This window comes from Vibrio sp. 1CM24A, assembly GCF_023161725.1.
GTDB classification, from domain to species: domain Bacteria; phylum Pseudomonadota; class Gammaproteobacteria; order Enterobacterales; family Vibrionaceae; genus Vibrio; species Vibrio coralliirubri.
Genome location: NZ_JALNTS010000007.1, coordinates 41131 through 55293, shown reverse-complemented (window position 1 = coordinate 55293; position 14163 = coordinate 41131). Strand labels below are relative to the sequence as shown.

The window sequence follows — 14163 nt, the reverse complement described above, 5'->3', positions numbered from 1 at the left end:
GACCATATTGATATCAGCGCAGGCTTCCCTGCGCCTTTGTGATTCATTTGAAGCCTTGTTTAAGGGCCTCTAAGCCTTGATAAAGAGAGCCATCGATTCGAGATGACTGGTGTGTGGGAACATGTCCAACATACCCAGTTTGGCTAATTGATAGCCTTGTTTTTCTAAGCTCTCAGAATCTCTAGCTAGAGTAGCAGGATTACACGAAACATAAACCACACGCTTCGCTCCTAACGCTGAAATTTGATCAACGATCCCACTCGCTCCCGCACGTGCCGGGTCCAGCAATACTTTATCGAATTTCTCTTTTGCCCAAGGCTGTGAAGATAAGTCTTCTTCAAGGTTAGCTTGGTAAAATTCCGTATTACTTAACTGGTTTAACGCTGCATTAGATATGGCTTGCTGAACCATTTCATCAACGCCTTCTACACCAACCACAAACGCCGATTGTTGCGCGATAGGCAAACTGAAGTTACCGAGACCACAAAATAGGTCGAGCACTCGCTCATCCGCTTGAGGCTCTAGCCACTCAATCGCTTGAGCCACCATCTGCTGATTCACTTTCTGGTTTACTTGGATAAAGTGGTTTGGCTCAAAAGGTAACGTCACGCCAGTTTCACTATAAGAAGGTGCATCGCCGACTAAGCGAACCAACTTATCGGTTTCAGGCATCGAGTACAGAGTAGCGCCTTCTTCTTTTGCTAACGCAATCAGCGCTTGCTCATCTTTTTCAACCAAAGGCTTAAGGTGACGTAGCACCATAACAGGGCCAGTATCGCCCAACACCAATTCAACGTGTCCTAAAGACGTAAGGCTGTTGAAAGTATTCAGTAAATTTTTCAGTTTTGGCAGCAATACATTGAGGCGAGGATCAAGCACGGCACAGTCGGTGATATTTTCAATCTGCTTACTCTGCTTCTTACGGAAACCAAACTGAAGCTGCTGTGTCTTTTTATCCACAAATAGGCTGATACGTGCGCGACGTCGATAACCGGTTTCATCACCGACAATAGGCTGTGCAACTTCAGTGTTGGCCGTTTGGTATTGGCCCATCAGATGGGTCAGAGATTGCGATTTATGCTCAACCTGAGAAGAGTAACCAAGGTGTTGAAGGTGACAGCCACCACACTTATTAAAGTGCTTACAAAACGGCTTTAAACGCTGCTCGCTCGACTTCAATAACTTGATGAGCTTAGCTCGCGAAAACTTACTTTTGCTCTCAGTAAGTTGAATAACCACCTGCTCACCGGGCAATGCGCCATCAATGAAAACCGGTTTATTCTTTTGATAAGCGATGCCAGCGCCATTGTGATCCATTCGTTCAACCAAAACCGATTGATGCTTGGTCTCGAGTTGAGTTTTCTTTTTTGGTTGGAAAAAACGTGCCATTGCTTGTGCCTAATGTATCTTTTAATAAGTAATTGGTATCCAGGACTCACTATTATGTCTTGGAATCATTGTCGAACGTCACGGCTTTGATTAAGCTTACCGTTCACTTAACCGCCATTGTGTGCGTTATTTTCCCATATCCAGACCTCGATGTAATTAAAGAACATGACCAGATATGGCTTAAGAGCCCGTGTAATTACCTTAACTCTAGCTCCAACCCTGATTATTGGGTTGCTATTGAGTGCATTTTTCTCATTTAACCGCTATCAAGACCTTGAGGGTCAGGTGGTTAACACTGGTACTAGCATCATTGAGCCACTTGCGATTGCGAGTGAATCAGGCATGAAGCTCGAAAGTCGAGAGTCTGTTCGTCAGCTTATTAGCTATGCGCATCGAAAGAATTCTAAGCTGGTGCGCAGTATCGCGGTGTTTGATGAACGTCATGAGTTGTTTGTAACCTCAAACTTCCACCCCGATTTTGAAAGCCTAACCTACCCCAAAGATAAACCGATCCCGCATTTAAGCTCATCGAACCTGCTCGATAACACGCTGATCCTGCGGACACCTATCATCGCCGAAGGCCAGTACATCAACTCAGCCAACGGTCAGTCTCAAGCCAACCAAGCGATCGGCTATATTGCGATTGAGTTAGATCTGTCATCACTTCGATTGCAGCAATATCAAGAAGTGTTCTCTGCATTCTTAGTGTTGATTCTCGGGCTTGGTTTGTCGGGCGTGTTTGCGTTCCGCTTAATGCACGACGTAACCCAACCGATCACGCACATGAAAAACATGGTCGACCGCATTCGTCGTGGTCACCTAGATGTACGTATCGAAGGTAAGATGCATGGTGAGCTAGACTCGCTGAAAAACGGTATCAACGCGATGGCGGTATCACTATCAGAATATCACGTCGAGATGCAGCACAGTATCGACCAAGCCACATCAGATTTACGTGAAACTCTTGAACAGCTTGAGATTCAAAACGTTGAGTTAGACATCGCGAAGAAACGCGCGCAAGAAGCGGCTCGTGTTAAATCTGAGTTCTTAGCGAATATGTCTCACGAACTGAGAACGCCTCTGAACGGTGTGATTGGCTTTACTCGTCAGATGCTCAAGACTCACCTATCGAACAGTCAAACCGATTACCTGCAAACCATTGAACGCTCAGCAAACAACCTGCTTAGCATCATCAACGATATCTTGGACTTCTCGAAACTTGAAGCCGGTAAGTTAGCCCTAGAAAACATCCCATTTGAATTCCAAGCCAGCCTTGAAGAGGTAGTAAACCTTCAAGCAACCAACGCTCATGAGAAGGGCCTAGAGCTGACCCTTAAGATCGATCCAAAAGTACCGCCAGGCGTGGTGGGTGATCCACTGCGTATTCAGCAAATCCTAACCAACCTTGTTGGTAACTCAATCAAGTTTACCGAGCGCGGCAACATTGATATCAGCGTTGAGCTGCGTTCACAAAGCGAAGACAACATCGAGCTGCAATTCATGGTCCGCGATACGGGTATTGGTATCTCGGAGCGTCAACAAGCTCAGCTTTTCCAAGCCTTCAGTCAAGCCGATGCAAGTATCTCTCGTCGTTATGGTGGTACAGGCTTAGGTCTGGTTATCACCCAAAAACTGGTCAGCCAAATGGGCGGAGAGATCAGCCTAACCAGTCGTCTTCACCAAGGCTCAACCTTCTGGTTCACCTTAAGACTATCAACGACTGATATGCCGATGACAGAGCTGATTGAGACGCAATGTCTGCAAGACAAACAACTGCTGCTTATCGAGCCAAACATGCAAGCGGCATCGATTACTCAGCAAATCCTAACTCAAGAAGGCTTAGTGGTAACGTATCGTTCGGTGATGCCAGACGAGACCACCTCGTATGACTACGTTCTGCTGAACCTCGCCGCCAACCAAGAATATCAATTTGATACTGTAAGTGGTTGGGCGATCGGTGCGAAGAAGATTGCTCAAAACGTGATTATTGGTACACCAAGTACCGAGCTAGCGTTAGGTGAGCAACTAATGAAAGAGGTCGATGTTCAGTGCATCACTAAACCTCTTTCTCGTAAGAAGTTACTGCAAACTCTGGTATCGAATCAGGCACCAACCTTGATTGCACCAGCGATTGAAACACATTCAGAAGAGAAGCTTCCGCTTACGGTATTGGCGGTCGACGACAACCCAGCCAACCTAAAACTGATCACCGCACTGCTCAAAGAGCGAGTAGAAACCGTCATCAGTTGTACCAGTGGTCAGCAGGCGATAGACAAAGCGACAGAGACGCCATTTGATATCGTCTTCATGGATATTCAAATGCCACAGATGGACGGTGTGACCGCTTGTCAGAACATCAAAAAACTGGCGAACAATGCAGATACGCCTGTGATTGCCGTGACCGCGCATGCAATGATTGGCGAACGTGACCGACTGCTTGAAGCGGGCATGGATGACTATCTAACCAAACCTATTGAAGAGCATGTTTTACAGCAGGTTCTGATTCATTGGAGCCCGACCTCTGAGGTTGAGCACATCGAAAAAATAGATCCAGACCACCCAGCGGTCTCTGCTGAAGTCGACAACGGTCCGGTGTCAGAAACTGAAGCCAGCGTGCACACAAACATCATCATTGATTGGCAAGCTGCGATGAAACAAGCCGCCAATAAAGAAGACCTCGCACGCGATATGCTGCAAATGCTCGTAGACTTTATTCCAGAGGTGTATGAGGCAGCAGACAAAGCGATAGAAGACAGTGACTACCCCGTTGAAGAGCTGATACACATCATCCACAAGATGCATGGCAGCAGCTCGTACAGCGGTGTACCAAGACTAAAATCGGTATGTGCGACGATAGAGAAAGAGCTGCGTTCAGGCACTTCTGTTGAAGACATTGAACCGGAGCTTTTCGAGCTTCAGGATGAATTAGATAAGGTTCAAGCAACCGCGATTCATTACTTGAAACATGCGAAGACCTAGCGGGCACTTGTTACTCACCAGTATTCGTTAGAGGGTTTACCCGCTAATAAAAAAGCAGAGCTCATGAGCTCTGCTTTTTTCTGTCTAGAGCCAAGAGCACTAGATATAAAGTAGCGATAATCTGTTTACGATTCGAGTAACACCGTTGCCACTGCGTAGTGACGCTCATCCGAGATAGTAAGATGAATTGATGTTGTGCCGTTCGCCTCTGCGATTTCACGCGCTTTTTTATGCAGGCTCAGAACTGGCTTGCCATGCTCATCGTTTGAAATCTCAAAGTCGTGGAAAGTCACACCCAGCGCGATCCCCGTGCCCAACGCCTTAGATGCCGCTTCTTTGGCAGCAAAACGTTTTGCAAGGTAACGCCCTTTTTGCTTGAGTTGCTGGAATACTTCAAATTCAGAATCGGTCAAAATACGCTGAGCAAAAGCGTCACCACTTCGTGATAATGCCTTTTCAACACGCTCAATTTCTGCGATATCTGTACCTAATCCAACAACAGCCATGCTTACCCTACTACTAAACTTCTATCTATTAATTCTACTAATTCGTCGCTTACGACTTAACGCTTACGATTTAGAAAACTAAGCGTTGTTGCGTGCTGTTTCCATCACGGCTTTCATGTCTGCAACGGCTTTGTTCAAACCATCAAACACTGCACGTCCCATGATTGAGTGACCGATGTTCAGCTCGTAGATCTCTGGAAGTGCCGCAATCGGTGCGACGTTGTGGTAAGTCAGACCATGACCCGCATTGACTGTGATACCAAGATCGTCCGCGTAGCTTGCGCCTGCAGCAATCTTTTTCAGCTCGTCTTGTTGGTCTTCTTCTGTTTTAGCATCGGCATAATGGCCAGTGTGCAGTTCAATGAACGGTGCGCCACACGCTTTTGCTGCGTCGATTTGCTCACGGTCAGCATCGATAAACAGAGACACCTTAATGCCAGCAGCAGACAGTTTTTCCGTCGCCGCTTTGATCTTTTCAAGTTGACCAACCACGTCCAAGCCACCTTCAGTGGTTAGCTCTTCACGCTTCTCTGGAACCAGACAAACAAACTCAGGATTAGTATCGAGGGCAATTTGAACCATCTCATCCGTTACTGCCATCTCCAAATTCATACGAGTTTGAAGTGTTTCAGCCAGAATACGTACATCGCGGTCAACGATATGACGACGGTCTTCACGCAGGTGAACAGTAATGCCGTCAGCACCCGCACGTTCAGCAATTTCAGCTGCGTGTACTGGATCTGGGTATTTAGTACCACGTGCATTACGTAGTGTTGCAATATGGTCGATATTAACGCCTAAAAGGATTGAGCTCATTTTCCAATACTCCGTGCTCTAGAGAGGGCTATTGTTGGCATAAATAGCTCTCTACTTTTTAATGGTTTGCCGCCAAGATACGGCTTTAAGGCTATGCGTGTAAAGCGTTTTGCCGCTTTTAACTGCTCTTTAGTGATAAACCTACGTTCACTGATTGCGATAAGTTCATCGCCCATAAAAGTCAGGTTGTCTCGACGTACCGAAGCGATGAAACCTTTCTGCTCTCGATAGCGATAAGTCATGCTCGGATCGATCGCTTCGCCAGTGCCCGCGCAGTGTAAAAAGTCGACGCCATAACCCATAGCGGATAATAGAGCCAGCTCAAAGCGACGCAGGGCTGGCTCAGGGTTATCATTATGCGCCAGCTCTGTTAAAGCATGAAGATAGTCGTGAAAAAGTGCAGGCATCGGTACTTCTGCCATCAATACGCGACCGATAAGCTCGTTCACGTACATGGCTGAATACAGATTAATACCGGCGAGAGGAAGCCCCAAGCTAATCGGTTCAGCTTGGCGTAAGGTTTTCATTGAACCATTACCAGACCACTTCAGCAGTAGCGGCGTAAAAGGTTGTAATGCACCTTTCAAATTGGAACGCTTGCTGCGAGCGCCTTTAGACATCAACGTCACCCGACCGAACTCTTCGCTGAAGACGTCCAAGATCAGGCTCGACTCACTGTATGGTCGACGGTGCAACACAAAGCATCGCTGTAACCCTTCGCTCAATCACTTACCCTTATTACAGATACAAAAAGAGAGAGTTCGCACTCTCTCTTGGATTTATCTTCAGTTCAACTTTCTTAATCTCAGAAAGTGACGTTCAATATATTATAGATCGTCGATGTAGCCTAACGAGCGAAGTGCACGCTCATCATCAGCCCAGCCAGATTTAACCTTGACCCAAGTCTCTAGGTAAACCTTACGGCCGAATAGCTCTTCCATATCGATACGCGCTTCACGACCAATCGTTTTGATCTTCTCGCCTGCTTTACCAATCACCATTTTCTTCTGACCTGTACGCTCAACAAGAATCAGTGCATTGATGTGGAAGCCATCGTTATCTGGGTTGTAATCGAAACGTTCGATTTCAACCGTTACCGAGTAAGGTAGCTCATCACCCGTAAAGCGCATCAGCTTTTCACGGATAATTTCAGAGGCCATAAAACGTTGCGAGCGATCTGTCACGTATTCTTCAGGGAAGTGGTGTGTCGCTTTAGGTAAATGCTCACGTACGTGCTTACGCAGCACATCAATGTTTTTACCTTGCTTCGCAGAGATTGGCACAACGTCAATGAAGTCCATCTTCTTAGAGACTTCCATCATGTGCTGCATCACGTTAGTACGGTCTTGCACGTTATCTACTTTGTTGATGCAAAGTACAACTGGGAAGTCAGTCTTCTTCAGTTTGTTCAGAACCATCTCATCGTCGTCAGTCCAGTGAGTACCATCGACAAGGAAGAATACTAGGTTCACATCACTCAGTGAGCTGTTCGCCGCACGGTTCATCAAGCGGTTGATGGCACGCTTTTCTTCAATATGAAGTCCAGGAGTATCAACAAAGATCGCTTGATAATCACCCTCAGTTTCAACGCCCATAATACGGTGACGTGTCGTCTGTGGTTTACGTGATGTAATAGAAATCTTCTGACCCAGAATATGGTTCAGAAGCGTCGACTTACCTACGTTTGGGCGACCGACAATAGCGATGAAGCCACAGTGTTGGTTTTCCGGTAGGCCTGTTTTTTTGCTATCAGATGAAAAGAATGCATCGATATCGAAATCTTGGTTGTTATCAGACATTGCTTAGTTGCTCTAATGCTGTTTCAGCAGCCGCTTGTTCTGCCTTGCGGCGGCTAGTGCCTTTACCGATAACAGGTTTATCCACACCTGCCACTTCACACTCAACCGTAAACTCTTGGTTGTGTGCTTCACCTTTAATATTAGTCACTGTGTAGACAGGTAGAGGATTTCTTCGACCTTGCAAAAACTCTTGTAGGCGAGTTTTCGGATCTTTTTGAGATACTCCAGGCTGAATTGCATCTAGGCGAGATTGGTACCAGCTTAAAATAATGCCGCGAACCGTTTCGGTATCACTATCTAAATAGACAGCGCCGATGATCGCTTCAACCGCATCCGCTAGAATAGAATCACGACGGAAACCGCCACTCTTCAACTCACCTGGACCTAATTTTAAGTAATCTCCTAGTTCGAATTCACGACCTAGTTCTGCCAATGTATGACCACGTACTAATGTTGCGCGCATGCGGCTCATATCACCTTCGTTTACCTTAGGAAAACGGTGGTAAAGATCATCAGCGATAACAAAACTTAAAATTGAATCGCCCAGAAACTCAAGACGTTCGTTATGTTTACCTGCGGCGCTGCGGTGAGTCAGCGCCAAGTGGATAAGATCGGCATCATTAAACTGATAGCCAATCTTTCTCTCTAGTTTATCAATTGGAGAATTCATGCTCTCTCGATGTGTTATGTGATCGATTAATGAATCCCACCGATGCGATTAAAACGCACACCAGTAGGAATCCATGTTGGAAGTACACTGTCTGAACCGCGTTCGAATTCGAAGCTGATCCAAATAGCAACGGCCTTACCAACAAGGTTTGCTTCAGGGACAAAGCCCCAGTAACGGCTATCAGCACTGTTGTCACGGTTATCACCCATCACAAAGTACTGGCCTTCTGGAACGACCCACTCGTTAACACCATTGCGAGGCTGATATGCTTGCACACGATCACGGCGTAATGGATTAACTAAAATTTGGTGCTCTACGTCTCCAAGCTGTTCGTTCAGCTGAATCAGAGGCACACCATCTTGAATAAATTGGCTCTCTTCAACATTACTTAGTTTCACTGGTTCACAGCTACTTGTACCTTTCGCCTGAATGCAGATCTCTTTACGACTGCTGTAGCGAATCGTGTCGCCTGGCATACCAACAACACGCTTAATGTAGTCGATGTTTGGCTGAGGTGGGTACTTAAATACGATTGAGTCACCGCGTTCTGGCTTGCCTGTTTCTACCAATTGAGTGCGCCATACTGGGTCTTTTAGACCGTACGCGTACTTCTCTACCAAGATGAAATCACCAACCAAAAGGGTTGGCATCATCGAGCCAGAAGGGATTTGAAACGGTTCATAGATGAATGAACGCAAGATCAAAACAAATGCAATTACCGGGAAAATGGACACACTATTCTCAACCCACCAAGGCTGAGCCGTAACTTTTGCGCTGGTTTCAGCGTCTAGGCCATTCGATTGTGCTTCAACGTCAGCAAGTTTTTGCTGGCGCTTCTTCGCCCACACAAACTTTTCCAACGCCCATACAATGCCGGTCACTAGAGTTACGATCACTAAGATAAGCGAAAATGTATTAGCCATTGATATCCCTTAAATTTCATTTCTTTAAAAATAACGAAAGTGAAAGAGCATAACTCTTTCACTCTGCTTAATATTTCTAATTTGTATCAATCATGCTGACTAAATGCTGGGAAGATTACGCAGGAAAAATCGTTTAGTTCGAGGCGCAAAGTGCAGTGACTAGTGGGCCTAATTGCAATCTTTGCAACAAAGAAATAAACGATTCTAACCAGTAATATTCAGCAGATAGTTAGTGCGATTGATACCTAGTCTTTTCCAACGTGAAGGATTGCAAGGAAAGCTTCTTGAGGCAGTTCAACGTTACCGATCTGCTTCATACGCTTCTTACCTTCTTTTTGTTTCTTAAGAAGTTTCTTCTTACGACTGATATCACCACCATAACATTTTGCGATTACGTTCTTACGCAGTTGTTTCACTGTAGAACGAGCAATGATGTGGTTACCAATCGCTGCTTGTATCGCGATATCGAACATCTGACGAGGGATGAATTCTTTCATCTTCTCTACCAGTAGACGACCACGAGACTGAGCAATATCTTTGTGCGTAATGATCGCTAGTGCATCAACCGTTTCGCCATTCAGCAATACGTCTACACGTACCATGTTTGATGGCTCGTAACGTTGGAAGTTGTAATCCAATGATGCGTAACCGCGAGACGTTGACTTCAGACGGTCGAAGAAGTCGAGAACGACTTCTGCCATAGGAAGATCGTATGTCACAGCAACTTGGTTACCGTGGTAAACCATGTCTACTTGTACGCCACGCTTCTCAACACACAGTGTGATTACATTACCTAGGTAATCCGAAGGTACCAGGATATTACAGCGTGCAATTGGCTCACGAATTTCTTCTAGGTCATTAACCGCTGGCAGTTTAGCCGGGCTATCAACGTACAGAACGGTTTTATCTGTTTTTACAACTTCATACACTACTGTTGGAGCAGTTGTGATTAGGTCTAGGTCGTACTCACGCTCTAGACGCTCTTGGATGATCTCCATGTGAAGCATTCCTAAGAAGCCACAACGGAAACCAAAACCAAGTGCTGCTGAACTTTCTGGTTCGAAGAACAGTGATGCATCGTTCAGGCTTAGTTTGCCTAACGCGTCACGGAAGTTTTCGTAATCATCAGATGATACAGGGAATAGACCTGCGTATACCTGAGGCTTCACTTTTTGGAAACCAGGTAGACGTTCAGTGCTGCCGCCTTTTGCAAGCGTCAACGTATCACCAACTGGTGCACCTAGGATGTCTTTAATACCACAAACAACCCAACCTACTTCGCCAGTATTTAGCTCTGTAGTATCGATTTGCTTAGGCGTGAAGATGCCTAGACGGTCAACACCCCATACTTGGTCTGTCGACATTACTTTGATCTTGTCGTTCTTCTTCAGCTTACCGTTTTTGATACGAACCAAAGAAACTACGCCAAGGTAGTTATCGAACCAAGAGTCAATGATCAACGCTTGTAGAGGCGCTTCAGGATCACCTTCCGGTGGCGGGATTGCCGTTACGATGTTTTCTAGAACATCATCAACACCCAAACCTGTTTTCGCAGAACAGCGAGTCGCTTCCATCGCATCGATGCCAACGATCTCTTCGATTTCTTCAGCAACACGCTCAGGTTCAGCAGCAGGTAAGTCAATCTTGTTCAAGATTGGCACTACTTCCAGTTCCATTTCGATTGCTGTGTAACAGTTTGCTAGAGTTTGAGCTTCAACACCTTGGCCAGCATCCACTACAAGTAGTGCGCCTTCACAAGCCGCTAGAGAACGAGATACTTCGTAAGAGAAGTCTACGTGTCCAGGAGTGTCGATAAAGTTAAGTTGGTAAGTTTCACCATCTTTAGCTTTGTAATCTAAAGTCACACTCTGCGCTTTAATTGTAATACCACGCTCGCGTTCTATATCCATAGAATCGAGGACTTGAGCTGCCATCTCACGTTCACTTAGTCCTCCACAAACTTGGATTAAGCGGTCAGAAAGGGTCGACTTACCGTGGTCGATGTGGGCGATAATCGAAAAATTACGAATGTGCTTCATAGGCTTGGTGTGACTAAACTCTTTGAATAGGGATAATAAGAAAGCCGCGACGCGTCCAATCTACAGTCAGCATTGGTGGCGGCATTTCAATCAAGTTGGCAGATTCTACCCAATTTAAGGGCAAGAAGCATCATAAATTAGACGAGAGACTCACCTAGGATTCGAATCAAGACGACTTCTTGCTTGGATTTGTCTTCCATGGGTTTGGCTAACCGCTTCGCTAAGGCAATTCCACCAGCAGTAAACAGTGCTGCACTTAAGATAACAATACCCTCGCCCCCTTGGAGTAAGGGTTGCAACAAGAGTTGTCCAAAACCAGCACCAATCATCAGCATGAAAAGTGGGATGAGATAAACAATCGCCGCCGATTGAAGTAGGCTTTTTTCTGGAAAGCCAATTTCTACGATTTGGCCTGCTTTAACTAAGCTTTTGGTTTTAAGCTGCCAAAACAAAGATTTATTACCAACAGCCTTAGTCACAATACCCGTTCCGCAGCTTTTTTGAGAAGAACAGCTGCTGCAACTGGTTTGTTGTTCGCAGCTCAGTTGAACAAAATATTGCTTACCTTTTTGTTCAACCGAGCTAACGGTCGCCAACGCGGTCATCATTGCGCTTGTACCGATTTATTGAATGTAACTGACTGAGCGATACGTTTTGCAGTTGCTGGCGGAATGTCACCAACCACTGAGATCTCTTTGTCGCCAATCACTAAGCTGTGCAAGGTTCTGCGCCCTTGACGTACTAGCTGCCCTTTCAATGAATGCTCGTCTTTTTCAGCGATATAAACCGAAAAACTAAACAATCCATCACTGAAAAGCTGGCTTTCAACCATTTTATCGGTCGCAGCCATTTGATAGCGGCTAAGCTCTTTTGACTTAAACCCTTCAGGAATCCACGACGCTTGCCAGTTAGTTTCACTCACTAAGCCTTCCGGCAGTGATAAAACTTTCGGCAATTGAGCTTGGTTCAAGCCACCCATTGCCTCAGCTATCTTATCGCTCACCACGTAAGAGATAGTGCGGTACTGTTCAAGCACTTCGCCATCACGATCCAAAAGGTCGGCACGCAAAGGAAGACTCGTTTTTTCGTCGACCCAAACCACGTAAGAATAGCGAAGGCCGTCTTTCGGCACGACACGCAGCACTTGAGTTGTGCTACCTGCTTCACGAGAGCGCCCAACTTTCACAAAGTCGTAGTACTGATTCAGAGATTCGATATCTCGATTAATCATCGGAATAACAGGTGCAACCATGCTGCCAGACTGAATCGTAAATGGCTCTGTACCCGGTTCGATGTAGCTAACTTCGTTGCCACGTCGAATGACTTCACGAACAGGGCCGCTTAGATAAACAAGGTGTGCAAGTTGTTGGTCGTCGTTAACCGCATGGCGATAAACAAGAGGCTCAATACTGCTCTTCTTTATCAAAATGTAGGAGAGTTCGTAATTTAGATGCTGACTGGCCTCGTTCATTTGATGCAACAAGGCCTTTGCAGTGGTTTCCTCTGCAAAGGCTGTTGGAGACATCAAGCTGAACAGTGTCAGTGCACTGACCAGGATTTTCTTCATTCAATGTCCGATTCTAGATGTGCATCTTGCATTGGCGATGCATCACTGTTTAATCTTAGCTGCAGCTCATAATCTTCTAGCATTGCATGAACGCGTTTACGCTGCTCTTGCAAGTTAGCTTCAGATGCTGGTTTCTCAACAGAGTCACGCGTTAAGCTTACTGGTTCCGCAGAACCCGCAAATGGAATCGTCTGGAGTACAGGCAACTGCTCTGGTGCTGCAGGGTCGCTGCCACCATATTGTTGAACACCTAAAACAACCGCTAATGAAACACACGCTGCGACGGCAACTTGTCCAAACTGTTGTAACCACGCCGGAAGCTGACGCTTCGCTTGCTGAGGTTTAGGTTGCTCTTCAATTGGAGCAACAGTAGGTTCAACATTCACTTGGTGCAGGTTCGACATTGAACCATGTGCAGGCTCGTTCTCAAGCGCTGCCGCTACACTATTAGCAATGTTCCACTCTGGAGTTTCTGGCGCATCCCCACGCATAACATCACCAATTAAATGGTAACTCTGCCAGGTATCCATGCTTTCTTGATCGGATTCGAGATCTACAATGAGAGCTTTATCGATCGTTTCACCATCCATGAGTGCCGAAAGCTTTTCTTTATCAGCCATTATTTTCACCATAATTATTACAAGTTCTAGCGTTGCAAAAGAGGTTTAATTTTCTTTTCCACCGCTTCACGAGCTCGGAAAATACGCGAACGTACGGTTCCTACAGGGCAATCCATTACTTCTGCAATCTCTTCGTAGCTCAAACCTTCGAGCTCTCGCAACGTCATTGCAGTTTTTAAGTCTTCTGGTAGCGCTTCAATCGCTCCAAAAACGACTTGTTTCAATTCTTTTGACAGCGTTAAGTTCTCAGGGTTCGATATTTCTTTTAACGCGCTGCCTGTTTCGTAATATTCTGCATCTTCTGCATCTACATCTGTTGCTGGCGGCCTACGGCTTTGGGCAACGATATGATTTTTAGCGGTGTTCACGGCAATTCGGTACAACCATGTATAGAAGGCACTCTCGCCACGAAAGTTAGGTATCGCGCGGTAAGCTTTAATAAAAGCTTCTTGTGCTACATCAGGTACATCACCAGAATTATTCACGTATCGAGAGATAAGATTACAAACTTTGTTTTGATACTTAACCACTAGTAAGTTAAATGCCTGCTTATCTCCACTCTGAACTCGCTCAATCAACACTTGATCGGTTAGCTGCTCGTTCATTCGAGCGGGTACTCCTATTGTTATAACCCTCACCTTCACAGATATGGGTACTAATTATGCGAAATGTAGTATTGACACCACCGTCTACAAGAGCACTATTGTGACTAAGCCAAATACCGAAAGTTCCAACTTTCTTAAAATTATTTGCCATTATTGTTTCACAATGTGATGTAATAAAAATAGCTATCCCTATCAATTTGGGGAAACTTGAGCAAAAGCAATGGTATTGAGCAATTAAATATTTCTAGAT

13 protein-coding genes are annotated in these 14163 nt (G+C 45.6%); 1 reads left to right on the top strand and 12 read right to left on the bottom strand.

Annotated elements, in window-relative coordinates; translation table 11 throughout:
* Positions 1-69 precede the first annotated feature (69 nt).
* Positions 70-1389: a 23S rRNA (uracil(1939)-C(5))-methyltransferase RlmD gene (rlmD, locus tag MSG38_RS16135; RefSeq protein ID WP_248402220.1), complete on the bottom strand. Its 1320-nt coding sequence runs from the start codon at positions 1387-1389 to the stop codon at positions 70-72.
* 165 nt (positions 1390-1554) lie between these two features.
* Between rlmD and barA the strand changes: the two genes are divergently transcribed.
* On the top strand, positions 1555-4368 hold the full coding sequence (gene barA, locus MSG38_RS16130; protein ID WP_248402219.1) for a two-component sensor histidine kinase BarA: 2814 nt from the start codon (positions 1555-1557) through the stop codon (positions 4366-4368).
* 125 nt (positions 4369-4493) lie between these two features.
* Here the strand turns inward: barA and acpS are convergent, their stop codons facing one another.
* The 11 genes from acpS to rpoE all read right to left on the bottom strand — a co-directional run bounded on the left by acpS (position 4494) and on the right by rpoE (position 13913).
* Complete coding sequence (gene acpS / locus MSG38_RS16125) at positions 4494-4874, bottom strand: holo-ACP synthase (RefSeq protein ID WP_017059039.1); 381 nt, start codon at positions 4872-4874, stop codon at positions 4494-4496.
* Positions 4875-4952: 78 nt separating this feature from the next.
* On the bottom strand, positions 4953-5690 hold the full coding sequence (pdxJ, locus tag MSG38_RS16120) for a pyridoxine 5'-phosphate synthase (protein WP_048605801.1): 738 nt from the start codon (positions 5688-5690) through the stop codon (positions 4953-4955).
* A complete protein-coding gene (gene recO / locus MSG38_RS16115; RefSeq protein WP_248402218.1) occupies positions 5687-6415 on the bottom strand; it encodes a DNA repair protein RecO in 729 nt (242 codons plus the stop codon). Before recO ends, pdxJ begins: the two co-directional genes overlap by 4 nt.
* 102 nt (positions 6416-6517) lie before the next feature.
* Positions 6518-7489 (bottom strand): GTPase Era, encoded by a 972-nt coding sequence (gene era, locus MSG38_RS16110; RefSeq protein WP_017059042.1) that lies wholly within the window; start codon positions 7487-7489, stop codon positions 6518-6520.
* Positions 7482-8159: a ribonuclease III gene (rnc, locus tag MSG38_RS16105; protein ID WP_017059043.1), complete on the bottom strand. Its 678-nt coding sequence runs from the start codon at positions 8157-8159 to the stop codon at positions 7482-7484. The genes era and rnc overlap by 8 nt, the downstream gene beginning before the upstream one ends.
* A gap of 26 nt (positions 8160-8185) precedes the next feature.
* Complete coding sequence (lepB, locus tag MSG38_RS16100; protein ID WP_017066013.1) at positions 8186-9082, bottom strand: signal peptidase I; 897 nt, start codon at positions 9080-9082, stop codon at positions 8186-8188.
* A gap of 245 nt (positions 9083-9327) precedes the next feature.
* Entirely contained in the window at positions 9328-11121 is a 1794-nt protein-coding gene (lepA, locus tag MSG38_RS16095; RefSeq protein ID WP_017059045.1) for a translation elongation factor 4, read from the bottom strand.
* 137 nt (positions 11122-11258) lie between these two features.
* Positions 11259-11729 (bottom strand): SoxR reducing system RseC family protein, encoded by a 471-nt coding sequence (locus MSG38_RS16090; RefSeq protein WP_048605807.1) that lies wholly within the window; start codon positions 11727-11729, stop codon positions 11259-11261.
* Complete coding sequence (rseB, locus tag MSG38_RS16085; RefSeq protein WP_248402217.1) at positions 11726-12688, bottom strand: sigma-E factor regulatory protein RseB; 963 nt, start codon at positions 12686-12688, stop codon at positions 11726-11728. The genes MSG38_RS16090 and rseB overlap by 4 nt, the downstream gene beginning before the upstream one ends.
* Entirely contained in the window at positions 12685-13308 is a 624-nt protein-coding gene (locus MSG38_RS16080) for a sigma-E factor negative regulatory protein (RefSeq protein ID WP_048605810.1), read from the bottom strand. The genes rseB and MSG38_RS16080 overlap by 4 nt, the downstream gene beginning before the upstream one ends.
* Before the next feature lie 26 nt (positions 13309-13334).
* On the bottom strand, positions 13335-13913 hold the full coding sequence (rpoE, locus tag MSG38_RS16075) for an RNA polymerase sigma factor RpoE (RefSeq protein WP_008223963.1): 579 nt from the start codon (positions 13911-13913) through the stop codon (positions 13335-13337).
* Positions 13914-14163 lie beyond the last annotated feature (250 nt).

Excerpts from the sequence above, each read along its gene's own strand:
- rlmD (WP_248402220.1), bottom strand. The coding sequence starts at position 1,389 with ATGGCACGTTTTTTCCAACCAAAAAAGAAAACTCAACTCGAGACCAAG.
- rnc (WP_017059043.1), bottom strand. The coding sequence starts at position 8,159 with ATGAATTCTCCAATTGATAAACTAGAGAGAAAGATTGGCTATCAGTTT.
- rseB (WP_248402217.1), bottom strand. The coding sequence starts at position 12,688 with ATGAAGAAAATCCTGGTCAGTGCACTGACACTGTTCAGCTTGATGTCT.
- rpoE (WP_008223963.1), bottom strand. The coding sequence starts at position 13,913 with ATGAACGAGCAGCTAACCGATCAAGTGTTGATTGAGCGAGTTCAGAGT.
- lepB (WP_017066013.1), bottom strand. The coding sequence starts at position 9,082 with ATGGCTAATACATTTTCGCTTATCTTAGTGATCGTAACTCTAGTGACC.
- MSG38_RS16090 (WP_048605807.1), bottom strand. The coding sequence starts at position 11,729 with ATGATGACCGCGTTGGCGACCGTTAGCTCGGTTGAACAAAAAGGTAAG.
- era (WP_017059042.1), bottom strand. The coding sequence starts at position 7,489 with ATGTCTGATAACAACCAAGATTTCGATATCGATGCATTCTTTTCATCT.
- acpS (WP_017059039.1), bottom strand. The coding sequence starts at position 4,874 with ATGGCTGTTGTTGGATTAGGTACAGATATCGCAGAAATTGAGCGTGTT.
- barA (WP_248402219.1), top strand. The coding sequence starts at position 1,555 with ATGACCAGATATGGCTTAAGAGCCCGTGTAATTACCTTAACTCTAGCT.
- lepA (WP_017059045.1), bottom strand. The coding sequence starts at position 11,121 with ATGAAGCACATTCGTAATTTTTCGATTATCGCCCACATCGACCACGGT.
- pdxJ (WP_048605801.1), bottom strand. The coding sequence starts at position 5,690 with ATGAGCTCAATCCTTTTAGGCGTTAATATCGACCATATTGCAACACTA.
- MSG38_RS16080 (WP_048605810.1), bottom strand. The coding sequence starts at position 13,308 with ATGGCTGATAAAGAAAAGCTTTCGGCACTCATGGATGGTGAAACGATC.